The organism is Corallococcus sp. AB032C, from assembly GCF_003668935.1.
Lineage (GTDB): Bacteria > Myxococcota > Myxococcia > Myxococcales > Myxococcaceae > Corallococcus > Corallococcus exiguus.
Genome location: NZ_RAWP01000032.1, coordinates 28,970 through 49,557 on the forward strand (window position 1 = coordinate 28,970; position 20,588 = coordinate 49,557).

The following is a 20,588-nucleotide window of genomic DNA, read 5'->3' on the forward strand; positions in this document are numbered from 1 at the left end:
CCGGTGGAAGCGCCCTTTCCTTCCGAGCGTTCAGCCCAGGTCAACGGGTCGGTCTTGGATAACAGCGACTCAGGCGTCCGTCACGCTCGACGCGAGTTCTTCGACATCGTCCGCCAGGGAGGCCGCCCGCTCGGCGACTGCGTTGGGGACTCGACGGCTTCCCGCCAGCTCGGAGGCGAGCTTTCGCGCCAGCTGCGCCAGTTTCCGTACCTGAAGGCTCTCCGGGGGCGGCTCGGGCGGGGGCCGGGGGAAGCGCTCGGCGAATTCCTTCTTGAGCTCCGTGGGGGACTTCTCCGGGCTCCAGATGCTGTCGCGCAGCGACTTGTATTCCGTGGGAGACAGCTGACCCCGCTCCTCGGCGTCGGCCAGGACTTCCACCACCTCGAAGGCGGGGGCCTTCTCCGGGAACTCGTGCTGCTGGAGCTCTTCCGGGGCCTCGTGCTTGGCCAGGAAGCTGAACGAGCGCGTGAGCTTGAGCGCCGTCTGCTTCTTGATGTGCAGCTCCTTGAGGCAGTAGGCCTCGAAGGAGGCGTGGCCCCACTCCTCGTACTTCGCTTCGTCCCGGACCTGGACGAGCAGCTTGCCCAGCTCTGCCCAGGTGGACTTGAAGCGCTTGGCGGCGAGCAGGACGGTGTGGCGGAACGTCCCCGGGGGGACGCTCATGGCCTTCTTGGCAATTTCGACTTCGGCGACAGAGGCGGACATGCCTGTTGTATCGGGCACGTCCGGAGGGTGGGCAAGAAAGTCGCCCTACCCCCGCTTGCCGATATTGAACGAAAGTCCCACGGTGGCGCGCTCGCCGTCGTAGGCCTTGAAGGGCCACTTCTTCAGCTCGGCGAAGAGGCACTCGAAGAGTGGGCCCTGCTTGAACTGGGGGTTGTCCACCCACAGCTTGTTCACGCGCCCGTCGTTCCCGATGACGAACTCCATGGGGATCTTCGCGGCCAGACCGGGCGTGCGCTCGGCCTCTTCCTTGAAGCAGCGGAAGAGCTTGGACTGGTTGCCCGCGACGACGCGGTTGATGGCGCCCTGATCAAACTGCTGGGCCATCTCCAGGCCGTCCGGATCCGTGGAGACGCTGCCCGTGCGGGGCGGCGGCCGGTTGCCCGCGACGGCGGCGCTGGCCACCGCGCCACTTCCCGCGGGCTTGCCGGGGGTGCTGCCCTGCCCCGCGGGGCGATCCGGGCGGCGGGGGTCGTTGGACGGATAGGCGAAGAGGTCTTCGTCATCCCCGCGCGCCTGGGCCAGGCGGATGGTGGGCGGGTCCATGGTGATGCCGTCGCCTTCCTCGGTCGCGCCGAACAGGCCGTACACGGCGGCGTTGCGCGCCAGGTACCAGCCGGTGACGCCCAGCAGGAGCGCCACGCCCGCGGCGACGCCGGCCAGCACCTTCACCCGCTTCTGGTTGCGGGCCTGCTCGACGAGCATCGTCTGGGCGACGCGGCCCTGCGCCTCGAAGCGCGCGATGTGCACCTGGAAGGTGGCGGTGTCCCGGAGGTTGCGGAACTCCCGCTCTCCGGCCGGAGCCACCTGGCTGTCCGGGGTCAGCTCCCCCGTGTAGAGCTTCTCCACCACCTGGGACGCGGTGATGGGCCCCAGCACCAGGTCGCCCTGTCGGAAAAGCCACTGCCCATCACTGTCCATCGCGAGTTCTTGAGCGGCCAGCATTCGCGCGGGAGTATCGTGTTTCTCCCATCGACACCGCAACGCCGTGGCACGGACCTCCCTCAGACGAATTCCCGCCGTACTGTGGACTTGGTATCGCGGTGGAAACTTCCGCGGTTTCCAGCGCCAGGTGGAAGGTCCCACGGTCCAGGACGCGCTCGAAAACGCCCTGGAGCAGGCAGGCTCACCGGCCACGGTGATGCCGTCCGGGCGCACCGACCGGGGCGTACACGCGCGGATGCAGGTCATCAGCCTGCGCCTCAATGAGGACGTGCCTTTGGAGTCGCTGCCCGCGCGGCTGGCGCCGCACCTGTCCCCGGACGTGGGGCTGTGCATCGCGAAGCGGCCGCCGGGCGCCTTTCACGCGCAGTGGAGCGCGAGCGGCAAGGAGTACCGCTACCACCTGACACTGGGCACCCCGCCCCCGGAAGCCTGGAGGCCGTACGCGCTGGATGTGGCGGCGGACGTCACCCTCCAGGCAGGCCACCGGGTGACGCCGGAGAGACTGGAGGCGCTGCTCGCCCGCGCCGTGGGCACGCGGGACTTCACCGCGTTCCACGAGCGCTCCAGTCCCCAGAAGCCGCGCACGCTCCAGTCCGCCACCCTGCGTGAGCTGGGCGGAGGGCTCTTCGAGGCGCGGCTGGAGGGAGACGGCTTCGCGCGCTACCAGGTGCGGTACCTGGTGGGCAGCGCGCTGAAGGTGGCCGCGGGGCTCCTGTCCGAGGAGCAGTGGCACGCGGCGCTGGATTCGGGAACCGCCCTGCCCGGCTTCAAGGCCCCGGCGCATGGGCTGGTGTTGTGGGAGGTCCGCTATCCTTCCGCGGTGGACCCTTTCGGGCCCGGCGAGCGCCTCCACCCGCCCGGTCTGCCCGACGCGCCACCCTTCACGGGAGCGCCGCCGGGCTGACGTGGCGCTTCAGTCCACGAAGCGCGCTTCGTACTTCGCCAGCAGATCCGAGATGGCCTCCCGGAGGTACTCGCTCTGACGGATGCGCGTGGTGCGCGACAGCTCCTTCAGGGCGTCCAGCTTCTCGCGATTGAGACGAAACACGACCGAGGTGAGGCGGGGATTCATGTCCAAGTGCGCAACCTCCGACAGATGCACACACCCTCTCACAATGTCGGACAACCTCAAGAAAACAACCTACGAGGCTGAACCCACCGGGATGATCCACTGCAGCCCGGTGAAGAGCTCGGTGTCCGCGCGCAGTCCGGAGCCGAACCCGAACGTGAAGCCGAGCCCGCCGTACAGCGCGAAATGATCCGAGAGGGTGTGTCTGGCGCCGAACCCTATGCGAGGCCCCAGCCACGGCCCAGAAATCGGACGCACGGAAACGCCCAGGTCGAAGAAGGTCCGCCACGACTCGGATCCGAAGACGCTGCGGTACCCGGTGATCAGCGTCAGATCCTCCCCCGGGCGGCCGGTGCTGCCGCGCGCGAGGAGAAACACCTCGTCCCCTCCGTAGCCCACGGTGATCGCGGCCCCCAGGTCCAGGTGCCCGGCGAGTCCGGACACGGCGGAGTCCCCGCTGATCCGTTCGGAGTACGTGGCCCCGGGCCCCACCGTGAGGATCAGCGAGCGCCGGCGCGCGTACGGCCCGTCATCCAGGTACTCCACGGCGGCGGCGGGGGTGGCCAGCGCCAGGCCCAGCGCGATCAGGAAACCCGAGGGGAGACCCTTCACCCCACCACCGGGAGCTTGAAGCCCTCGGCGCTCCCCTGCCCTGCCCCGGCCGCGGGGGCGATGCCGGCGGCCTCGTTGAGGCGGCCGGAGCGGAAGGGCTCCAGATCCAGGGCCACGAACTTGAAGCCCAGGGACTTGAAGGCGCCGTTGATCCGCTCGCGGATGCCGGCCTCGAAGAAGCGCGGGTACTCCTCGCCGGCCAACTCGATGCGCGCCACGTCCTGGTGGTAGCGGACCCGGAACTGCTTGAAGTCCAGCGCTCGCAGCTCCGACTCCGCGGCGGCGATCTGCAGGAGCCGGTCGCGCGTCACGGACGTGCCGTAGGGGATGCGCGACGCCAGGCACGCCATCTGCGGCTTGTCCCAGGTGGGCAGCCCCAGCTTGCGGCTCCACGCGCGGATCTCATCCTTGGTGAGCCCGGCCCGAGCCAGGGGAGATTCGACCTGGTGCTCCTTCGCGGCCTTGTGGCCGGGCCGGTGATCCTTGAAGTCGTCCGCGTTGAAGCCGTCCAGCACCACGGACAGCCCCAGCTCCGCGCGCTTCGCCTCGCAGAGGTCGTACAGCTCCGTCTTGCAGAAGTAGCAGCGGTTGGTGGGGTTGGCGGCGTAGTTGGGGTTCGCCAGCTCGTTGCTGGAGACGACGACGTGCCGGGCGCCCAGGCGGTCCGCCAGCTCGCGGGCCTCGCGCTCCTCCTCCGGGGCGACGGAGGCGGACAGCGCGGTGAGCGCCAGGGCGCGCTCGCCCAGCACCTCCGCCGCGATCGCGAGGACGAAGGTGGAGTCCACGCCGCCGGAGAACGCCACCAGCGCGCTGCCGTGGGCGCGCAGGGCGTCGCGCATCGCCTCCAGCTTGGGGCGGGACGCTTCACAGAGGGCTTCAATCCGCTCGGGGCTCAGCATGGGGGACTCCTAAAACGGAAGGGCCCCGGATTGCACGCGCATCGCGCGGGCAACCTGGAGCCCTTCGACAGTCAGGACGGCGGTGGGGACTACCGGGCCTTGCCCTTGGCGGCCTTCTTCTTCGCGGCCGGGGCCGGCTTGCCCACGCGGGCGGCGCGGGTGGCCGGACGCGCCTTGGCGCCCTTGGAACCCTTGTCCGCCTTGGGGGCCTTGGCGACCTTCACGGCGGCGACACGGACCGGCGGGTCCTCTTCGTCGCGGCGGGCCTTCTTCGGCGGCAGCGGGTTGGCCTTCATCTTCTTGCCGGTGATGGTCTTCAGCTCGTCCGTGGACATCAGCCCCAGGTCCAGCAGCGCCTGGAAGATCTTCGTCCCGCCGTCCTCCACCGACTCCGAGTCGGAGTAGATGGTCACCTCGGGTGAGGTGGGCGGCTCGTACGGCTCCGTGATGCCGATGAAGTTGGGGATCTCCCCGTTGAGCGCCTTCTTGTACTTGCCGGTGGAGTCACGCTCGATGAGCTTCTCCGTGGGGCAGTCGACGTAGACCTCCACGTACTTGCCCACCGCGCGGCGCACTTCCTCGCGGCTCGACTTGTAGGGGCTCACGCAGGGGACGAGCACCGCCACGCCGTTGCGGGCCATGAGGCCGGCGACGAAGCCCAGGCGGCGCACGATCATGTTGCGCTCGTCCTTGGTGTCGCCGATGCCAGCCCACAGGTCGTTATGGAGTTCGCCCTCGTCGAGGACCTCCACGTTACGTCCGACCTGGCGGAGCCGGGCCGCGATGTAGGCGGCCGTCGTGGTCTTCCCAGTTCCGGACATGCCGGTGAGCCAGAGGGTGAATCCGTTGTTGGTGGCCATAAGGGTTCTAACTCCCTGCGTCCGGAGCGCTTCTTGCACGCGGCGTGGGACGCGGCAGATCCAATAGACCACCGCTTTATAGACGAAAACCCAGTCACTTGACAATTCGGACCCACCTTTCCGCAGGTGGGGTCGGCTGCAGGGCAAGTTCCCGCCCTTACACGGTTTTTTCAAACCTGAAATCCGCCAATGCAAGCGGAACAGTCTGAAAATCGCCCGCGCTCCAAATAGACCGGGAGGCGGAGGCGGCACGGCCTCCGCGTATGGCAACCACGACGTAGGACACCTGGGGCAGCAGTGGGATTCCCGAGGGAGCGGCCTGGCGTCGGTCCTCGGAGGAGAACACGGCGGGCGCGTCCACGTGTGAGTGGAAGACGCAGACCACCTCCTCTTGTCGCGCGTCCGCGTCCAGACACACCTGGAGCCACACCTCTGGGGCGAAGGCGTAGGCGACGTGCGGCGTGGGGGAGGCGTTGGTTAGGGGGACGACCCGCCAGGAGTCACCCTCCCCCGCCCCACTCCTGAGGATCACGCCGCAGCCTTCCTGGGGCCACGCGGCCTCCAGGTGGCGGATCATCGTGGCGAGGACTTCCGGCGGGGCGTGCTGGATCAGGGCTTCGCTTCCGCCGCGGCGCAGCGCGAGCACCGGCGGAGCTCCAGGTCCGTCATCGAGCCCGGAGCACTCAACCACCGGCCGCCCAGCGACGGGCCCAGTCCCAACCGCAGCCGCTGGAAGACGAGCGCGCCCAGGGCGCCCAGGGCCACGCCCATGGCCCCGTCCGGCGGCGTGCCCAGGTGGCGCACCGTTTCACCGAAGCACCAGACGCACCCGTCCGCGCCCCGGAACACCACCGCGCCACGCGCGCCGTCGCCCCCCAGCGCGACCCACGGGGCCTCTCCGCTCCAGGCCGCCGGCAGCTCCGCGAGCAGCCCGCCGCCGGGCGTGCCCACCGCGTCCGGGTTCACCTCCGGCACCACGCGCGCCAGCACCTCCGCCACGGGCTGGCCCACGTCGTGCGCGGACGCCAGGAACCCCGGCGACCAGGGCCCCATGGTCAGCGATCCCACGCCCGTCACCGGAGTGCCGCCGCCCGCCAGGTACGCCGTGGCCGTGAGGCCGGACGCGCCCAGCCCGTCCACGCGCGCGCCGCCCGCCAGCAGGGCCTCCTGCCCGCGCCCGCCCACGTCCCTCAGGAGGATCTGCCGGGAGTAGCGGAGAATCTGATCCTCGCGCAGCGCCATGACGGCCCCGTCAGCCCCCCGCCATCGCGGGGATGAGGGTGATCCGGTCCGCGTCCTTCACGGGCGTGTCCAGGGCCTTGAGCGCGCGCACGTCTTCGTCGTTGAGGAAGACGTTCACGTACCGGCGCACGGCGCCCTTGTCGTCGAAGAGGCGCGCGCCCATGCCGGGATAGCGCGCTTCCAGGTCGCGCAGCACGTCGCCCACGGTGGCGCCGGTGGCCTGGACCTCGGACTGGTTGCCCGTCAGCGTCCTCATGGGTGTCGGAATGCGAATCGTGGCCATTGGCTCATTTCCCCCGCTTGCGGATGATCAACCGGTGCGTGCCGTCCCCGCGTGGATCCAGGGACACCACGTCGTGGCCCTCGTCCTTCGCGCTGCGGGGCACGTTCTTCAGGGGCTCGTCGCCCTTGAGCAGCACCTCCAGCAGCGTGTCCGCGGGCAGCGACTCCAGCTTCAGCTTGGTGCGCACGTAGGTCATCGGACACACCTCGCGGGTGATGTCCAACGTCGCCGTCACGTCGGGCATGCGGTGTCCTCCTGGGACGAAGGGAACGGGGGCAGCGTCTGGATGGCGCACCCCGGGCAGTCGGGCGCGCGCGTCACCTTCACCGTGCGCCCCTCCAGCGTCTCGCCGTCGAGCACGTGCAGCGTGGCCTGGCCGCGGGGGCCCGTGGCCGCGCCCGCCAGCAGCTCCAGCGCGAGCAGCGCCTGCACCGCGCCGATGAGCCCCGCCATCGCGCCCAGCACACCCGCCTGCGCGCAGGTGGGCACCGCGTCCGGGGGCGGCACGTCCTCATAGAGGCACCGCAGGCACGGGCCGCCGGGGTCGATTCGCAGGGCCTGGCCGTTCATGCGCAGCACGCCGCCGTAGACGAGCGGCACACCGGTGAGCACCGCCACGTCCGACAGGAAGAACTTGGTGGCGACGCCGTCGGTGGCGTCCACCACCAGGTCGTGCTCGCGGAAGAGCGCTTCGGCGTTGCCCGCGTCCAGCCGCTCCGGCAGGGCCTCCACGCTCAAGCCGGGGAAGGCGCGCAGGAGGCCGGCGGCGGCGGACTCCGCCTTGAAGCGGCCCACATCCTGGGTGCGGTGCCAGAGCTGCCGGGGCAGGTTCGTCACGTCCACCCGGTCCGGATCCACCAACGTCAGGTGGCCCACACCGCCCTGCGCCAGCGCGAGCGACGCCGGACAGCCCAGGCCGCCCGCTCCCACGACCAGCACCCGCGCGCGCTCGATGCGGGTGGCGTGGGGAATGCGTGCGTGATGGTCGGTATCCGGCGAACCGTGCATGGGACTGGTGCTCCGTGAGGAACGAACGAATATGGTGCGGCGACTCCACGTCCTGACTTCAGGACGCTCCCGAAGCCTTCCCTACCCGCCGCCGTCACAAGCGGCCCTCACCAGCCAGGACATATGAAAAACCTGACCGGCGCGCTCGTGTTTTCCACCCTGCTGTCCCTGGCTGTCGGCTGCCACAAGAACACCGGGGAGAGCCCGGACGCGGCCACGCAGACCGGCACCGTCAAGGAGGAGCTCCAGTCGGGCCGCGAGGCCGCTCCCCCGGAGGCCACCGCCGAGGCTGGCACGAAGGACGCGAGCGCCGTGACCTATGACTCGGGCGCCAGCGACCGCCTGGCCCTGGAGGCCTGCGTGGACGGCTGGCTCAAGACCCACAACCTGGACAAGTACGGCAGCCAGAAGGGCACCATGTACGCGGGCGGCACGCCCCTGTTCGACGAGCGCACCGGAGAGACGAAGGACCGCCTGGACTTCGTCCTCTCCCGCCAGCCGGAGGCCAAGAAGGCGTGCGTGGATGAAGGCGCCCCCAAGTAGCGCGTTTCCCCTTCCGCACCCGCCAGGACGCTGACCTGGCGGCTTGCCGGGAATTCCGCTCCCCGGGAAGGTCCCGTAAGCTGCCGCTCGAATGGACAGCGACCTCCGACCCGGCGACGACCATCCGGCCCATGACCTGAAGGCCCGCGTCCGCGCCGTGCTGGAGCGCCGCAACCTCACGGACAACGTGTCCGCGGAGCAGGCGGCTGCCTCCTGGGAGCAGGACCGCTTCGTCGCCCGGGCCCGCGCGCTGTTCTACGCGCGGATGATGTTCCTCACGTTGGGCCTGCTCATCCTCGCGGTGCCCGCGTGGAGTGGCTACTTCGGCTTCAACGGGCCCATCTCGTTCCTGGGCTACTTCGCGATGCTCCTCTACAGCGTCGCGAACCTGCTCGTCATCGACCACCCGAAGGCGGGCCGGTGGGTGACTTACCTGTCGCTGTGCTGCGACCTGCTGATCACCGTGGTGCTCATCGCCCGGCCGCAGGTGGGCGGTGGCCTTCAGAGTCCACTGCTGGCGACGCAGCTGCTCTTCACCACGCTCTTCGCCATCCTCTTCCCCAAGCCGCTGGCCATCCTGCCGCCGCTGCTGGCGCTGCCCATCACCACGCGGTTGGATCTGCTGCTCAACCGCTCCGTGACGGCGGTGGAGCTGCTCACGCTGCTCTGGTACCTGGGGCTCAACTTCATCATCGTCTACGTGCTCGTGTACCTGAACGAGCGCGAGGCCACCGCGCACCGCGAGGTGGTGTCGCTGCAGGGCGACCTGAAGGAGCTGGCGGTGGTGGAGGAGCGCAACCGGCTGGCGCGCGAAATCCATGACGGCCTGGGCGCGTCCCTGTCCTCGATGATCATCCAGGCGGAGTACATCCTGAACCTCGCGCGCGAGGACGGGCTGCGCACGGAGATCCGCGAGATGAAGGCCACCGCGGAGGAGTCGATCGAGGAGCTGCGCCGCAACCTGCGGATGATGCGCGACGACTTCGAGCTGGCGCAGGGCCTGGAGGACTACATCAAGACCTTCCGCGACCGCACCGGGCAGGACATCCGCTTCGAGCGCACGGGCCTGACGCGCAAGCTGCCCCCGGACGCGCAGCTGGCGCTGTTCCGCATCCTCCAGGAATGTCTATCCAACGCCGCGAAGCACGCCGAGGCGAAGGAGGTCCAGGTGCGCTTGGACTTCAGCGCGGAGGGCGTGCACCTGGTGGTCCGCGACAACGGCAAGGGCTTCGACCCGGGCCGCACGCCGCGCGGACACTACGGCCTGCTCAACATGCGTGAGCGGGCCATGAAGCTCGGGGGTTCCATCGTGGTGGACTCGGCGCCCGGCGCCGGAGCCCAGGTGGCCTTCTCCCTTCCCTGCCTTTCCGCCTGACACGCACCGGAGCCCGCCCCGTGGACCCGACACCGAATGCCCCCGCCCTCCCCATCCGCGTGTTCGTCGTGGAGGACCAGACCAAGATCTTGAAGAACCAGCTGCGCCTCTTCGAGGGTCATCCGGACATCGACATCGTGGGCACCGCGCTGTCAGGCGAGGCCGCGCTGGTGGAGGTGGAGCGCGAGCAGCCGGACGTGCTGCTGCTGGACCTGGGGCTGCCGCGCATGAGCGGCATCGACGTCACCCGCGAGGTGAAGGCGCGCTTCCCCAAGGTGGAGATCCTGATCTTCACCATCTTCGACGAGGAGGACAAAGTCCTCGAAGCCGTGAAGGCGGGCGCGTCCGGCTACCTGCTCAAGGGTGCGACGGTGGACAAGATCGTCGAGGCCATCAAGGAGGTGCGCGCGGGCGGCACGGTCATCCAGCCGAACCTGGCGCGGCGCCTCTTGCGACACTTCCGAGTGGAGCCGGACACCGCGCCCGTGCCCACCGAACCGCTGGCCGTCGCGCCGTCCGCCTCGGAGCCCGCTGCTCCGGCGTCCGCGCAGGAGCCGTTGCTCAAGCCGCTGTCGGACCGGGAGCGCGAAATCCTCCAGCTCATCGCCAAGGGCGTGTCCAACAGCGAGGCGGCCCGGCTGCTGTCGCTCTCCAAGGCGACCATCCGCACGCACCTGGAGCACATCTACCGGAAACTCGAAGTGACGAACCGCGTGGAGGCCGTCACCGAGGGCATCCGCAAGGGCCTGATCTCCGTCTAGTTGCGGGCCCTGATGGGTCGGGCCGCTTCTTTTCACGGACGACGCGGTGCGTGGCCTCTATGGTGGGGAGTCTTCGTTCCCCACTCACAGGAGCCCCACCATGGACGTCCGCGCCGCCGTCGCCTTCGAGGCCGGCAAGCCCCTGAGCATCGAAACCGTGCACCTGGAGGGCCCCAAGGCGGGCGAGGTGCTGATCGAGCTGAAGGCCACCGGCCTGTGCCACACCGACGAGTTCACCCGCTCTGGCGCGGACCCGGAAGGTCTGTTCCCCGCCATCTTCGGCCACGAGGGCGCGGGCATCGTCGTGGACGTGGGCCCGGGCGTCACCAGCGTGAAGAAGGGCGACCACGTCATCCCGCTCTACACGCCGGAGTGCCGCGGCTGTAAGTCGTGCCTGTCCCAGAAGACGAACCTGTGCACGGCCATCCGCGCCACGCAGGGCAAGGGCCTGATGCCGGACAGCACCAGCCGCTTCCGCCTGGGCAAGCAGGCCATCCACCACTACATGGGCTGCTCCACGTTCGCGAACTTCACGGTGCTGCCGGAGATCGCCGTGGCGAAGATCCGCGAGGACGCCCCCTTCGACAAGGTCTGCTACATCGGCTGCGGCGTCACCACGGGCGTGGGCGCCGTCGTCTACACCGCGAAGGTGGAGGCCGGCGCGAAGGTCGTCGTCTTCGGCCTGGGCGGCATCGGCCTCAACGTCGTGCAGGCCGCGCGCATGGTGGGCGCGGACATGATCGTCGGCGTGGACCTGAACCCCGCTCGCAAGGAGATCGCGGAGAAGTTCGGGATGACGCACTTCGTGAACCCGAAGGAAGTGGAAGGCGACCTCGTCCCGTACCTGGTGAACCTCACCGGCGGCGGCGCGGACTACAGCTTCGAGTGCATCGGCAACGTGAAGACGATGCGCCAGGCCCTGGAGTGCTGCCACCGCGGCTGGGGTGAGAGCATCATCATCGGCGTGGCGGGCGCAGGGCAGGAGATCAGCACCCGCCCGTTCCAGCTCGTCACCGGCCGCGTGTGGAAGGGCAGCGCGTTCGGCGGCGCCCGCGGCCGCACGGACGTGCCGAAGATCGTCGACTGGTACATGGACGGGAAGATCCAGGTCGACCCGCTGATCACCCACACGCTGAAGCTGGAGGAGATCAACCACGGCTTCGACCTGATGCACGAGGGCAAGTCCATCCGCAGCGTGGTGAAGTACGGATGAGCGCCGTGACGCCTACGCTCGTCAGCGAGCACGCGTGCTTCGGGGGGACGCAGTCCTTCTGGAAGCACCCGTCCGAGGCCTGCGGCGGTGAGATGCGCTTCAGCGTCTTCACCCCGCCCCAGGCGAAGCACGGCAAGGTGCCCGTGCTGTACTACCTGGCGGGCCTCACCTGTACGGAGGAGACCTTCGTCACCAAGGGCGGCGCGCAGCGCGTGGCGGCGGAGCTGGGGCTGATGCTCGTGGCGCCGGACACCAGTCCTCGCGGCGCGGGCATCCCGGGCGAGGACGCGGACTGGGACTTCGGCACCGGCGCGGGCTTCTACCTGGACGCCACCCAGGAGCCGTGGAAGGCGCGCTACCGCATGGGCACGTACATCACGCAGGAGCTGCCCGGCATCATCGGCGCGCACTTCCCCGCGCGAATGGACCGCGAGGGCATCTTCGGGCACTCCATGGGCGGGCACGGCGCGCTGGTGACGGCGCTGCGCAACCCGGGCCGGTACAAGTCCGTGTCCGCGTTCGCTCCCATTGGCGCGCCCATCCGCAGCCCCTGGGGCAAGAAGGCCTTTGGCGGCTACCTGGGACCGGATGAGCAGACGTGGCGCGAGTACGACGCCACGGAGCTGCTGAAGGCCGGCCGGCGCGTGCCGGCGCTGCTCGTGGACCAGGGGACGAAGGACAAGTTCCTGCCGGACCAGCTGCACCCGCACTTCCTCAAGGAAGCCTGCGAGGCGGCGGGCCAGCCCCTCACCCTGCGCATGCAGGAGGGGTACGACCACGGCTACTACTTCGTCTCCACGTTCATGGAAGACCACCTGCGCCATCATGGAACCGCGTTGAACGCGGGCTGAAAACAGCCCCTGGCGCGCCCGGGCCTACACGGTCCGGGGCGCCCTGTCCCTCAATCCCCTTCCCTCCCTGGCCCGAAACGTGGGAGGCGTGGGGCATGACTGCTTCCTTCAAGTCCCTGGGCCTGTCCCCCGAAACGCTGGGCGCCGTGAAGCGTGCCCGCTTCGGTACCCCCACGCCCATCCAGGCGCAGGCCATCCCGCCCGCGCTGTCCGGTCGCGACGTCATCGGCTGCGCGGCCACCGGCACCGGCAAGACGGCCGCCTACCTGCTCCCCATGATTGAGCGCTTCGCGGGCGAGAAGGGCACGCGGGGCCTCATCCTCGCCCCCACGCGCGAGCTGGCGCAGCAGGTGGAGGAGCAGGCCCGCTTCTTCGGCGAGCCCCTGGGCGTCATGCCCGTCCTCATCGTCGGCGGCGAGGACATGAACGCGCAGGTGGATGCGCTGAATTCACGTCCCACCCTCATCGTGGCCACGCCGGGCCGGCTCGTGGACCTGCTGGGCGTGAAGGCCGTGAACCTGTCGCGCATCCAGACCCTGGTGCTGGATGAAGCGGACCGGATGCTCGACATGGGCTTCCTGCCGCAGATCAACCAGATCCTCTACGCGCTGCCCCGCCAGCGCCAGACGCTGCTGTTCTCCGCCACCCTGGGCGCGGACGTGACGCGCTTCGGACAGCGCGCCCTGCACAAGCCCGTGCGCGTGGAGGTGACTCCCAGCGGTACGCCCGCGCCCCGCGCCGAACAGCACCTCTACATCGTGAAGCCCGAGGAGAAGTGGCCCCTGCTCCTCACGCTGCTCTCACAGGATCAGGCCAGCGCGCTCGTGTTCGTGCGCACCCAGCAGCGCGCGGACAAGATGAAGGAGCTGCTCGCCGCCGCGGGCCACAAGTCCGCTGCCCTGCACGCGGGCCGCACGCAGGCGCAGCGGCGTCAGGCGTTGGAGGGCTTCCGCCGGGGGCAGTACCGCTGCCTCGTGGCCACCGACCTGGCGGCGCGCGGACTGGACGTGGATGACATTGGCCACGTCATCAGCATGGACGTGCCGCACGGGCCGGAGGACTACGTGCACCGCATTGGCCGCACCGCTCGCGCGGCGGCCAGTGGACGGGCGTCACTCTTCGCGCTGGAAGTGGAGCGCCGCACGCTCACGGACATCGAGCGCATCATCCGGCAGGAGCTCCCCCGCACGGAGGTGCCGCGCAACGACCCCCTCTTCAAGCAGGAGATGCAGGCCTTCGCGGCGAAGCAGCGCGACCCGGGGCCTCGTCAGGCGGACCACGGGACCTCCAAGCGGGCCGAGGGCGCGGCGCCCGGGCGGCATGCCCGGACGCACGGCAAGGGCCGGACGAAGGGCCCCAGCGGTCAGTGATCGTGGTCGTCGTCGGGGCCGTGCGCGTGGCCGTGCTCGAGTTCCTCGGGCGTGGCGGCGCGCACTTCCTTGATGGAGACCTCGAAGTGCAGTTCCTTGCCGGCGAACGGGTGGTTGAAGTCCACCAGCACCGTGTCCTTGCGAACTTCCTTCACCAGGAAGTCGACCTCGTCGCCCTCCGGATCCGTGGCGCTCAGGATGCCGCCGGCCTTGATCTCCAGGTCCTCGGGGAACTCGGTCCGGGGGACCTCCTCGACGCCTTCCGGATCGTAGTCGCCGTAGCCGTCCGCCGCGGAGACGACCGTCTTCAGCGACTCGCCCGCGGACTTGCCCTCCAGCGCCTTCTCCAGGCCGGGGACGATCTCCTCGTAGCCGTGCAGGTAGACGAGCGGCTCGCCCGCCTCGCTCTCGTCCACGGTCTTCCCGTCGCCGAGGTGCAGCTTGTAGTCAATGGCGACAACACTGTCCTTGCCGATTTTCATGGGGCCCTCATAGCGCATTCAGTCATGTCGCGGTGGAAGGATGATGATCACCGTTACGGCGTGCACAGGGACGTCCTACCAGCGCATGTGCAGCTCGAAGCGGCCGTGTCCGTCGTCGGACTCCAGCACCGCGTTGGCATTGGCGGCCCCGGCCTGACGCAGTGCCTCCTCGCAACACCCCGCCGCGGCCTCCGCCGGGAAGGGATAGCCCTGGAAGGTCACCCGCCAGTCCTTGGGGCCCAGCTCCGTGGAGGTGATCTCCACCGGCTCCATCACGGAGCGGAAGCTCAGCGCCACCCGCTTCATCGCGCGGTCCGGGCCCGCGACCTTCAGGGCCACGTTCACGACCTTGCCCACCAGCGTCTCGAAGTAGCCGCGCACCAGGTCCCGGCCCATCTGCCGCAGGGCCTCCTCGCGAGGCCGGCCCGCGTACGCGGCCTGCAGCACCAGGTTCTGGCAGCGCTGGAACACCGACGCCGGATAGCTGGCCCTGGGCCGGTCCGGGTCATAGCCAGCCGCCGCCATCCGCTCGCGCAACGCGTTGTCCAACCGCACGCAGCGCAGCAGCGATTCGAACAGCGTGGACTGGATGACGACCTCGGCCGGGGACATGGACGCTCGAATTGGGGAAACGCGTTGAAACCGGTAAGGCGCGCGACACTACCCGTTCGGGTCCTGGAAGCGAGCCCTCCGGCGATGTCACGTCCAGCGCTTGTCGTTTCAAGGCTTTGGAGCCTCCAAGGAGGCAATCGACCGCCCTTGGAAACGATTTCCGAGCAGGGCCGTCCGTGAGCCAGACGATGGAAGGCGTTACGGACGAAGTGCTCATGGACCAGTTTCGCCAGGGAGACGAGCCGGCGTTCGAGGCGCTGTTCGCCCGGCATGCCGGGCGTGTGCACGGCTTCCTTTCCCGCATGGTGAGGGACGGACCGCTGGCGGAGGACCTCATGCAGACGACCTTCCTTTCCGTCATCCGCGCCCGGGGCCGCTACGAGCGGGGCACCCGCTTCACCCCCTGGCTGCTCACCATCGCGGCGAACGCGGCCCGGGACGCGCTGCGGCATCAGCAGCACGTGGACGCGCACGCGCACGCGCCGCAGGACGGACCCACGTCGGTGCCCGCGCCGGACGGGGACCCGGCCATGCGCCGGCGCATCGAGGACGCGCTCCAGCAATTGCCCGTGGAGCAGCGTGAGGCCGTGGTGCTGAGCAAGATGGAGGGCTGGTCCTTCGAGGAGATCGCCGAGATGCGCGGCATCCGCGCGGGCGCGGCCCGGCTCCGGGCACACCGGGGCTACGAGAAGCTGCGTGAGTTGCTGGGCGGACTGGAGGACGTGTCATGAGCCCTCCGAACGACCCATGGCGGTCCACCCCGCCCCGCCTGGACCCGAAGGCGATGGAGCGCGCGCTGGCGGCATCGCGCGCGGAGCTGGCCCTGAAGCGGCCGGTGCGGGGGTGGCGTTCGCAGGCGTTGGGCGTGTTCGCGGCGTCCGCGGGCATGGCGCTCGCGGTGATGGGCGTGTTCCTGGCGCTGGGGCGCACCACGGGCTCGATGTTGATGGGCCGCGCGCCCCTGCTGGCGATGCTGCTGTCCACGAGCGCGGTGTGCTCCTGGGGGGCGCTGTCCCCACGCGGGCGCAGGCTGCGCTGGGTGGGCGTGGGCATGGCGCTGGTGAGCGCCGCGCTGCTGGTGCTGACGCGGGCCACCCCGCGGGGCCCTTCCACCCTCCCCGAGTGGGTGTGCACCGTGAGCCACGTGGCGCTGGCGTTGGTGCCCCTGGTGGTGGCGCTGGTCGCGTTGCGGTCGGCGGTGTTCGACCCGCTGCGCGCGGCGGTGGCGGGGCTGGCGGTGGGGACGGTGGGCGCGGTCGTGGGCGAGCTGGCGTGTGAGCAGGGCCCCGGCCACGTGGCCACCTATCACCTGGGGGCATGGGCGCTGTTGACGCTCGTGACCTGGGCGCTGTCGAAACGACTCAAACCCCGGACCTACGCACCATGAAGCACGACCCCTCGCTCATCTTGATGGAAGACGTGGACGGCGCGCCGGTGCGCATGGGCGCGGCGGTGATGATCGTCCGCACGGAGCCGGATGACTCCGTGTCGGAGCGCTTCCTGGGCCGAGTGGGCGTCGTCGTGGCGCTGGTATTCGACGATCCGCCCATGCAGTACCCGAGCGACCCGCTCATCCAGGTGCGCGTGGCCGGCCTGGGCGAGGACCTGTTCTTCGCCCGGGAGATCGTCGAGGTGCCCCAGGGTCACTTCGTCGCGTTCGGGTCGTCCAGCTCCGGGTAGTGCCGGAAGATGCCGTGCGGGTTGAAGGGCTGGGCGCGCGGGGATTTCTTGTAGGCAGCGATGCGAGGGCGCTCCGCGACGCGCTGACGCAAGGCCATCACGCCGGGAACCTCCGGGGCGACGCGGCGCATGGCATTGGGAAAGGCATACAGCAGGCCTTCCACCAGTTGGTATAGCGCCAGTTCCGGATAGGAGAAGTCGCGGCCCAGGAGGTACTTCCCGCCGCCCTGCGTGTTTGCCTTCAACACGCGTTCGAAATAGCCCAGGAACTTCGGGATGCGCTGGGTGCGGAAATCCTCGGCGCGCTGCTTCGCGGCGTCCTTCTGCTCGTCGTAGTACTTCATCACGGCGAGCGGGTGGTGCGTGTCATGTGCTTCCGCGACCGCGTCCGCGACGGTGAGCTGGAATTGACGGGCATGGAGACGCGAGGCTTCGTCCGCGGGGACCAGGCCGAAGCGCTCACCCAGGTAGGAGCAGATGTTGGGCGCCTGGGAGAAGACGACGTCGCCCACCTTGAGGACTGGCGGCGCGTACGCGGGCACGGAGCCCTTGGAAATCATCGCCGTGATGGCCCTGGCGCCGCCGCCCTGGGCTTCGGGCAGGAGGCCCACGTCGACCCAGTCCGCGCCCGCCTCCTCCAGCACCAGCCGCACGAACTCGCCCCGGCCGGGAATGCCGGGCCAGTAGTACAGCTCGAACTTCGCGTCGCTCATCGCCGTCACCTCGCGTGATGGGAACAGGCGCGCATCCTGTGCTCGGGGGATGCGCGCTTTGGAAGCCCATCTACGAGGAGGGTTCACTCCCCCACGGTCTTGAGGTCAGTGCGTTCCGCTGGTGACCTTCAGCCCGATGATGGCGACGATCATCAGGACCAGGAAGAACAGGCGCGAGGGCGTGGCGGGCTCATGGAAGAGCACCATGCCCGCGATGGCCGCGCCGGCCGCGCCGATGCCCACCCAGACCGCGTAGGCCGTGCCGATGGGGAGCTGCTTCACCGCGATGCCCAGGAGGCCCATGCTCGCGATGATGGCGGCCACCGTGAGCACGCTGGGCAGCGGCCGGGTGAAGCCCTGCGTGTACTTGAGGCCCAGCGTCCAGCAGACCTCGAGAAGGCCCGCGATGATGAGGAGGATCCACGACGGCGACATGACACACGACTCCCGTTAAGGCGTCGTCTTGTCGTGACCGGGTACGGCGCACCTCGTCCGGGCTCAGAGGCCCCACCCTGGGGCTTCCGCACGCGACTCGAAAGCTAACCGGGATGGTCGCCGACCGCTACTCCTTCAGGCTTGCTCGTCAGGCAGCAACGTGAGGAGAAGCTCGTCGTTGGGACCGAGGGGACGCCAGCCTGGCGGGGGTGGATTGGCGCGGAGGGCTCGAATGGCCCGCTCGACCCGCTGCTCGTAGTTATCAGGAGCGTCAGTGGACCAGTAGGCGAGCGCCTTGGCGAGCTGAAATCGGGATTGATCATCCATCTCGGATGGCCATCCCTTCGGAAGGCTGTAGGCGAAGTGACGAACGAACACGTCGCGTACGAACCGTGTGACCTGCTTGCTCCGCTCCGCCTCTACAAGCAGTCCACGGAGGACCTGGACACCCGCGACATCGTCCTTCCCAAGCTCCTCCGCCAGCTCCACGAACGGCATGGCCGGATGCGCCTCTGCGAACGCGGTGAGCGACTTGAAACCACGCTCCTGAAGCCGCTCATGGATGCGAACCTTCCAGTTGCCATTCCAGGAACGCCCGTCCGTCATCGTCTGCTCCCTCGAACGAAATTCATGGAGATGTCGTAGGTCCTCATCCAGTCCGCCACGATGTCCAGGACCTCGTTGCGGGTCAACCTCTTGCCCGCTTCGACTTCAGCTTTGCGAAGCGCCTTCATGATCAGCTGATTCCATTCACCGGGCCAGGTGCGCCCCAGCCTCCAATCACCGCCACCATGTATGGCCTCATGGTGCGAACGCTCCAGGCGGACGCAGAACTGGTCGATGTCCATCGCCCCTTTGAAGCCGCGCTTCTCGAACCACTCCCGGTGCTCTCGCGGCATCACGTGGTGCCGCGGCGCATCCGACATTCCGGCCCCTGCCCTGCCGGTCTCGCGCATGCCACGGACCTCTGGCCCATCACCGAGCGCTTCGCGGACGCCCTTGGGCAGGTCCTGACCGCCCTGCGACATCAGCAGCTGTCCGGCGTGGACGCGGACCGCCGCGCTGACGACTGGCGCGGAGAGGACACCTGCCTGGACGAGCGCCCGCATCCGCTCCACCCACTCCGCAGAGACGACAATCCGGGAGCCCATCATCACGCCGCCCGACCCCATCACGAGCCCTACGCCAATGGTCGCGGGAGCCGCTGGCGGCAGTCGTGGCAGTGACGCCTTCAGGGACGACACCAGCGTGAGCATTTCCAGGAACCGCGCCGCCGCCACGACCTTCCCGCCCAGCTCCGCCGATGCACGGACACCTTCGCGGATGGACTGGAACTCACGCGTGAGGGCCCCCATCTGCCCTGGCAGCGCGACCGACGCGGACTCCACCTGCTCCGGATCCAATGACTGGAGCCGCTTCAGGCTCGGATCGATCCGCCCCTGCACACGGGCCAGGTCCACGAAGAGCTGCTCGACGCTGTAGAAAGGGCACTGCTCAAGCACGGCATCCGCGAGTTGGAGGAAGTCGAGCCACGCGGCCAACAGCATCGCGCTGGCGAGTGCGGCTTCGATTCGCTGGCCCGACATCCGGAGGAGCCCCTGCGCCAGCTCCGCGTCCGTTACCGCCTCCGAAGCCTCCTCAAGCAACGTGGCGTCCTCGATCAGACCGCGGATCCCGGCCAACTGCCCCGAGCCGTGTTCGAGGTAGCGCGTGAAGACACCGCCGTGCCCGCCGATGCCCGCGCCCCGGTCCTCCAGCCTGGCGAGCCCCCGGGCGATGCCATCCAGTGAGTCCGACACCTCCTGGATGGCATTCCGGACCGCCCGGAACTCCAAGGGAGCCGCCGTCTCTCCTCCCCTGGACCGGCCCTGCCACCCGAGACCCGCGCTCACTCGCGAGCCCTGATGCAGCTCACGCCCCCGCACGGGCGGCCCGGAGGCACACGCCAGGGACATCATCACGACACCCAGCAGCCATCGCATCGCTGTCATGGAGCCTCCTGGAAAGGGGAGCTCCACTCTAACGAGACAAACGAGGCACGAACCTGCTAAGCTTGAAAAACAAGCAATAGCGACAAAGCCGTAAAATTTCAGTGGAGGCTTTTCAATGCAGCCCAAGCATTTCGCCGTCGCCGCTAGCGTGTCGCTGTTCGCGCTGGGGCTGAGCGCGCAGGCGGCGGAGATCTTCCGCAACACCGGAACACTCACCGGATGGAACTCCATCAACCGGGAGCACAACGGCTCCGTGAACGAGGTCACCAACGTCACCTATGAGGGCCCCACCGCCATCAAGGTCACGCAGATCTACGACCCGAACTACACGGGCCGGTACCACTCGGAGGTGGTGAGGAACAACGTCTACCGCCGCGGCGACACGGGCTTCTATGGCTTCACGTTCCGCCTGCAGCAGGACTGGCAGTTCCAACCCCAGTCCTACAACATCGCGCAGTTCATCGCGGACTTCTCCAACACCGGCTGCGACGACTACATGCCGTCCACCATGGTGTGGCTGTCCGGCAACCAGCTCTACACGCGCGTCAAGCAGGGAACCGTCTGCAACCAGAAGACCGTCACCTTTCCCAGTCTGGCCACCGTGAGCGCGGGGGAATGGCACAAGGTCATCATGCAGGTGAAGTGGGCAAGCGACAGCACCGGCTACATCAAGCTCTGGTTCGACGGCGTGAAGGTCCTGGAGCAGTTCAATCTGGCGACCACCGTGGCTGACGACCGCTACTTCCAGTTCCGCGTCGGCCTCTACGCCAATGGCTGGCACGACAGCGGCTCCATGCAGGGCTCCCAGCCCAACCGCAGCATCTGGTTCGACGAAATCGCCGCCGGCACGACGTTCGCCGACGCCGACCCTTCGCAGTGGTAGTCCCGGTGGGCGCGGCGAGGTCCTCCCCCCGCCGCGCC

Annotated in this window: 28 protein-coding genes and 1 riboswitch; of the genes, 11 read left to right on the forward strand and 17 right to left on the reverse strand. The window is 68.9% G+C overall.

Features of this window, described 5'->3' with window-relative positions:
- Window positions 1-69: 69 nt before the first annotated feature.
- Window positions 70-723 carry a hypothetical protein gene (locus D7X99_RS16425; protein ID WP_169826248.1) on the reverse strand — a complete coding sequence of 218 codons (654 nt, stop codon included), beginning with the start codon at window positions 721-723 and terminating at the stop codon, window positions 70-72.
- A 27-nt stretch (window positions 724-750) separates the two neighbouring features.
- Window positions 751-1,668 carry an AgmX/PglI C-terminal domain-containing protein gene (locus tag D7X99_RS16430; RefSeq protein ID WP_121778638.1) on the reverse strand — a complete coding sequence of 306 codons (918 nt, stop codon included), beginning with the start codon at window positions 1,666-1,668 and terminating at the stop codon, window positions 751-753.
- 43 nt (window positions 1,669-1,711) lie between these two features.
- On the opposite strand from D7X99_RS16430, the gene D7X99_RS16435 reads away from it, so the two are divergent.
- Window positions 1,712-2,572 (forward strand): tRNA pseudouridine(38-40) synthase TruA, encoded by an 861-nt coding sequence (locus D7X99_RS16435; protein WP_121778639.1) that lies wholly within the window; start codon window positions 1,712-1,714, stop codon window positions 2,570-2,572.
- Window positions 2,573-2,581: 9 nt separating this feature from the next.
- Here the strand turns inward: D7X99_RS16435 and D7X99_RS16440 are convergent, their stop codons facing one another.
- From D7X99_RS16440 to D7X99_RS16480, 9 genes are all read right to left on the reverse strand, one after another.
- Window positions 2,582-2,746 (reverse strand): ribbon-helix-helix domain-containing protein, encoded by a 165-nt coding sequence (locus D7X99_RS16440; RefSeq protein ID WP_014396701.1) that lies wholly within the window; start codon window positions 2,744-2,746, stop codon window positions 2,582-2,584.
- Window positions 2,747-2,809: 63 nt separating this feature from the next.
- Window positions 2,810-3,349 carry a hypothetical protein gene (locus D7X99_RS16445; protein WP_233613452.1) on the reverse strand — a complete coding sequence of 180 codons (540 nt, stop codon included), beginning with the start codon at window positions 3,347-3,349 and terminating at the stop codon, window positions 2,810-2,812.
- On the reverse strand, window positions 3,346-4,248 hold the full coding sequence (gene larE, locus D7X99_RS16450; protein WP_121778640.1) for an ATP-dependent sacrificial sulfur transferase LarE: 903 nt from the start codon (window positions 4,246-4,248) through the stop codon (window positions 3,346-3,348). Before larE ends, D7X99_RS16445 begins: the two co-directional genes overlap by 4 nt.
- A gap of 89 nt (window positions 4,249-4,337) precedes the next feature.
- Entirely contained in the window at window positions 4,338-5,108 is a 771-nt protein-coding gene (gene cysC, locus D7X99_RS16455) for an adenylyl-sulfate kinase (protein ID WP_121778641.1), read from the reverse strand.
- Between the two features lie 157 nt (window positions 5,109-5,265).
- On the reverse strand, window positions 5,266-5,754 hold the full coding sequence (locus D7X99_RS16460) for a Mov34/MPN/PAD-1 family protein (protein ID WP_121778642.1): 489 nt from the start codon (window positions 5,752-5,754) through the stop codon (window positions 5,266-5,268).
- Window positions 5,718-6,350 carry a ThiF family adenylyltransferase gene (locus D7X99_RS16465; protein ID WP_121778643.1) on the reverse strand — a complete coding sequence of 211 codons (633 nt, stop codon included), beginning with the start codon at window positions 6,348-6,350 and terminating at the stop codon, window positions 5,718-5,720. Before D7X99_RS16465 ends, D7X99_RS16460 begins: the two co-directional genes overlap by 37 nt.
- Before the next feature lie 10 nt (window positions 6,351-6,360).
- Window positions 6,361-6,633, reverse strand: coding sequence for a ubiquitin-like small modifier protein 1 (locus tag D7X99_RS16470; protein WP_121778644.1), 273 nt, complete (start codon window positions 6,631-6,633; stop codon window positions 6,361-6,363).
- A gap of 4 nt (window positions 6,634-6,637) precedes the next feature.
- Window positions 6,638-6,877 (reverse strand): sulfurtransferase TusA family protein, encoded by a 240-nt coding sequence (locus tag D7X99_RS16475; RefSeq protein ID WP_121778645.1) that lies wholly within the window; start codon window positions 6,875-6,877, stop codon window positions 6,638-6,640.
- On the reverse strand, window positions 6,865-7,641 hold the full coding sequence (locus D7X99_RS16480) for a HesA/MoeB/ThiF family protein (RefSeq protein ID WP_120581054.1): 777 nt from the start codon (window positions 7,639-7,641) through the stop codon (window positions 6,865-6,867). Before D7X99_RS16480 ends, D7X99_RS16475 begins: the two co-directional genes overlap by 13 nt.
- A 123-nt stretch (window positions 7,642-7,764) precedes the next feature.
- On the opposite strand from D7X99_RS16480, the gene D7X99_RS16485 reads away from it, so the two are divergent.
- The 6 genes from D7X99_RS16485 (at window position 7,765) to D7X99_RS16510 (ending at window position 13,754) form a co-directional block, all read left to right on the forward strand.
- Window positions 7,765-8,184, forward strand: a complete 420-nt coding sequence (locus D7X99_RS16485; RefSeq protein WP_120581055.1) for a hypothetical protein — start codon at window positions 7,765-7,767, stop codon at window positions 8,182-8,184.
- A 91-nt stretch (window positions 8,185-8,275) separates the two neighbouring features.
- A complete protein-coding gene (locus D7X99_RS16490; RefSeq protein ID WP_120581056.1) occupies window positions 8,276-9,559 on the forward strand; it encodes a sensor histidine kinase in 1,284 nt (427 codons plus the stop codon).
- A 20-nt stretch (window positions 9,560-9,579) separates the two neighbouring features.
- Window positions 9,580-10,320 (forward strand): response regulator transcription factor, encoded by a 741-nt coding sequence (locus D7X99_RS16495; RefSeq protein ID WP_121752685.1) that lies wholly within the window; start codon window positions 9,580-9,582, stop codon window positions 10,318-10,320.
- A 100-nt stretch (window positions 10,321-10,420) separates the two neighbouring features.
- The gene (locus tag D7X99_RS16500) at window positions 10,421-11,533 is read left to right on the forward strand and encodes an S-(hydroxymethyl)glutathione dehydrogenase/class III alcohol dehydrogenase (protein WP_121778646.1); all 1,113 of its coding nucleotides are present in this window, start codon (window positions 10,421-10,423) and stop codon (window positions 11,531-11,533) included.
- Window positions 11,530-12,384, forward strand: coding sequence for an S-formylglutathione hydrolase (fghA, locus tag D7X99_RS16505; RefSeq protein ID WP_121778647.1), 855 nt, complete (start codon window positions 11,530-11,532; stop codon window positions 12,382-12,384). The genes D7X99_RS16500 and fghA overlap by 4 nt, the downstream gene beginning before the upstream one ends.
- A gap of 95 nt (window positions 12,385-12,479) precedes the next feature.
- Window positions 12,480-13,754 carry a DEAD/DEAH box helicase gene (locus D7X99_RS16510; RefSeq protein WP_121778648.1) on the forward strand — a complete coding sequence of 425 codons (1,275 nt, stop codon included), beginning with the start codon at window positions 12,480-12,482 and terminating at the stop codon, window positions 13,752-13,754.
- Here the strand turns inward: D7X99_RS16510 and D7X99_RS16515 are convergent.
- Both D7X99_RS16515 and D7X99_RS16520 read right to left on the reverse strand, forming a co-directional pair.
- Window positions 13,748-14,236 (reverse strand): peptidylprolyl isomerase, encoded by a 489-nt coding sequence (locus D7X99_RS16515; protein WP_120581329.1) that lies wholly within the window; start codon window positions 14,234-14,236, stop codon window positions 13,748-13,750. The genes D7X99_RS16510 and D7X99_RS16515 overlap by 7 nt on opposite strands.
- Before the next feature lie 75 nt (window positions 14,237-14,311).
- A complete protein-coding gene (locus D7X99_RS16520) occupies window positions 14,312-14,848 on the reverse strand; it encodes a DUF2378 family protein (RefSeq protein WP_120581330.1) in 537 nt (178 codons plus the stop codon).
- Between the two features lie 188 nt (window positions 14,849-15,036).
- Between D7X99_RS16520 and D7X99_RS16525 the strand changes: the two genes are divergently transcribed.
- The 3 genes from D7X99_RS16525 to D7X99_RS16535 are packed head-to-tail and all read left to right on the forward strand — an operon-like array spanning window position 15,037 to window position 16,528.
- The gene (locus tag D7X99_RS16525; RefSeq protein WP_120581331.1) at window positions 15,037-15,579 is read left to right on the forward strand and encodes an RNA polymerase sigma factor; all 543 of its coding nucleotides are present in this window, start codon (window positions 15,037-15,039) and stop codon (window positions 15,577-15,579) included.
- Entirely contained in the window at window positions 15,576-16,235 is a 660-nt protein-coding gene (locus D7X99_RS16530; RefSeq protein ID WP_121778649.1) for an NrsF family protein, read from the forward strand. The genes D7X99_RS16525 and D7X99_RS16530 overlap by 4 nt, the downstream gene beginning before the upstream one ends.
- Window positions 16,232-16,528: a Carotenogenesis protein CarS gene (locus D7X99_RS16535; protein WP_121778650.1), complete on the forward strand. Its 297-nt coding sequence runs from the start codon at window positions 16,232-16,234 to the stop codon at window positions 16,526-16,528. Before D7X99_RS16530 ends, D7X99_RS16535 begins: the two co-directional genes overlap by 4 nt.
- Here the strand turns inward: D7X99_RS16535 and D7X99_RS16540 are convergent.
- The 4 genes from D7X99_RS16540 to D7X99_RS16555 all read right to left on the reverse strand — a co-directional run bounded on the left by D7X99_RS16540 (window position 16,492) and on the right by D7X99_RS16555 (window position 19,667).
- On the reverse strand, window positions 16,492-17,241 hold the full coding sequence (locus D7X99_RS16540; protein ID WP_121778651.1) for a glutathione S-transferase: 750 nt from the start codon (window positions 17,239-17,241) through the stop codon (window positions 16,492-16,494). The two genes, D7X99_RS16535 and D7X99_RS16540, sit on opposite strands and share 37 nt — an antisense overlap.
- Before the next feature lie 105 nt (window positions 17,242-17,346).
- Window positions 17,347-17,676, reverse strand: coding sequence for a quaternary ammonium compound efflux SMR transporter SugE (sugE, locus tag D7X99_RS16545; RefSeq protein WP_121778652.1), 330 nt, complete (start codon window positions 17,674-17,676; stop codon window positions 17,347-17,349).
- A gap of 17 nt (window positions 17,677-17,693) precedes the next feature.
- Window positions 17,694-17,763: riboswitch (guanidine-III (ykkC-III) riboswitch) on the reverse strand.
- A 48-nt stretch (window positions 17,764-17,811) separates the two neighbouring features.
- Window positions 17,812-18,282 (reverse strand): NUDIX hydrolase, encoded by a 471-nt coding sequence (locus D7X99_RS16550; RefSeq protein ID WP_120575500.1) that lies wholly within the window; start codon window positions 18,280-18,282, stop codon window positions 17,812-17,814.
- Window positions 18,279-19,667 carry a DUF2380 domain-containing protein gene (locus D7X99_RS16555; protein WP_121778653.1) on the reverse strand — a complete coding sequence of 463 codons (1,389 nt, stop codon included), beginning with the start codon at window positions 19,665-19,667 and terminating at the stop codon, window positions 18,279-18,281. Before D7X99_RS16555 ends, D7X99_RS16550 begins: the two co-directional genes overlap by 4 nt.
- Window positions 19,668-19,782: 115 nt before the next feature.
- On the opposite strand from D7X99_RS16555, the gene D7X99_RS16560 reads away from it, so the two are divergent.
- Window positions 19,783-20,550 (forward strand): polysaccharide lyase, encoded by a 768-nt coding sequence (locus D7X99_RS16560; RefSeq protein WP_120575502.1) that lies wholly within the window; start codon window positions 19,783-19,785, stop codon window positions 20,548-20,550.
- Window positions 20,551-20,588 lie beyond the last annotated feature (38 nt).

Bases quoted from the DNA above. Each gene is read 5' to 3' on its own strand.
- D7X99_RS16560 (WP_120575502.1), top strand. From the start codon at position 19,783: ATGCAGCCCAAGCATTTCGCCGTCGCCGCTAGCGTGTCGCTGTTCGCG.
- D7X99_RS16465 (WP_121778643.1), bottom strand. From the start codon at position 6,350: ATGGCGCTGCGCGAGGATCAGATTCTCCGCTACTCCCGGCAGATCCTC.
- fghA (WP_121778647.1), top strand. From the start codon at position 11,530: ATGAGCGCCGTGACGCCTACGCTCGTCAGCGAGCACGCGTGCTTCGGG.
- D7X99_RS16525 (WP_120581331.1), top strand. From the start codon at position 15,037: ATGGAAGGCGTTACGGACGAAGTGCTCATGGACCAGTTTCGCCAGGGA.
- D7X99_RS16515 (WP_120581329.1), bottom strand. From the start codon at position 14,236: ATGAAAATCGGCAAGGACAGTGTTGTCGCCATTGACTACAAGCTGCAC.
- D7X99_RS16540 (WP_121778651.1), bottom strand. From the start codon at position 17,241: ATGAGCGACGCGAAGTTCGAGCTGTACTACTGGCCCGGCATTCCCGGC.
- D7X99_RS16530 (WP_121778649.1), top strand. From the start codon at position 15,576: ATGAGCCCTCCGAACGACCCATGGCGGTCCACCCCGCCCCGCCTGGAC.
- D7X99_RS16535 (WP_121778650.1), top strand. From the start codon at position 16,232: ATGAAGCACGACCCCTCGCTCATCTTGATGGAAGACGTGGACGGCGCG.
- D7X99_RS16470 (WP_121778644.1), bottom strand. From the start codon at position 6,633: ATGGCCACGATTCGCATTCCGACACCCATGAGGACGCTGACGGGCAAC.
- D7X99_RS16480 (WP_120581054.1), bottom strand. From the start codon at position 7,641: ATGCACGGTTCGCCGGATACCGACCATCACGCACGCATTCCCCACGCC.
- D7X99_RS16510 (WP_121778648.1), top strand. From the start codon at position 12,480: ATGACTGCTTCCTTCAAGTCCCTGGGCCTGTCCCCCGAAACGCTGGGC.
- D7X99_RS16475 (WP_121778645.1), bottom strand. From the start codon at position 6,877: ATGCCCGACGTGACGGCGACGTTGGACATCACCCGCGAGGTGTGTCCG.
- larE (WP_121778640.1), bottom strand. From the start codon at position 4,248: ATGCTGAGCCCCGAGCGGATTGAAGCCCTCTGTGAAGCGTCCCGCCCC.
- sugE (WP_121778652.1), bottom strand. From the start codon at position 17,676: ATGTCGCCGTCGTGGATCCTCCTCATCATCGCGGGCCTTCTCGAGGTC.
- D7X99_RS16485 (WP_120581055.1), top strand. From the start codon at position 7,765: ATGAAAAACCTGACCGGCGCGCTCGTGTTTTCCACCCTGCTGTCCCTG.
- D7X99_RS16520 (WP_120581330.1), bottom strand. From the start codon at position 14,848: ATGTCCCCGGCCGAGGTCGTCATCCAGTCCACGCTGTTCGAATCGCTG.
- cysC (WP_121778641.1), bottom strand. From the start codon at position 5,108: ATGGCCACCAACAACGGATTCACCCTCTGGCTCACCGGCATGTCCGGA.
- D7X99_RS16430 (WP_121778638.1), bottom strand. From the start codon at position 1,668: ATGCTGGCCGCTCAAGAACTCGCGATGGACAGTGATGGGCAGTGGCTT.
- D7X99_RS16490 (WP_120581056.1), top strand. From the start codon at position 8,276: ATGGACAGCGACCTCCGACCCGGCGACGACCATCCGGCCCATGACCTG.
- D7X99_RS16555 (WP_121778653.1), bottom strand. From the start codon at position 19,667: ATGACAGCGATGCGATGGCTGCTGGGTGTCGTGATGATGTCCCTGGCG.
- D7X99_RS16500 (WP_121778646.1), top strand. From the start codon at position 10,421: ATGGACGTCCGCGCCGCCGTCGCCTTCGAGGCCGGCAAGCCCCTGAGC.
- D7X99_RS16550 (WP_120575500.1), bottom strand. From the start codon at position 18,282: ATGACGGACGGGCGTTCCTGGAATGGCAACTGGAAGGTTCGCATCCAT.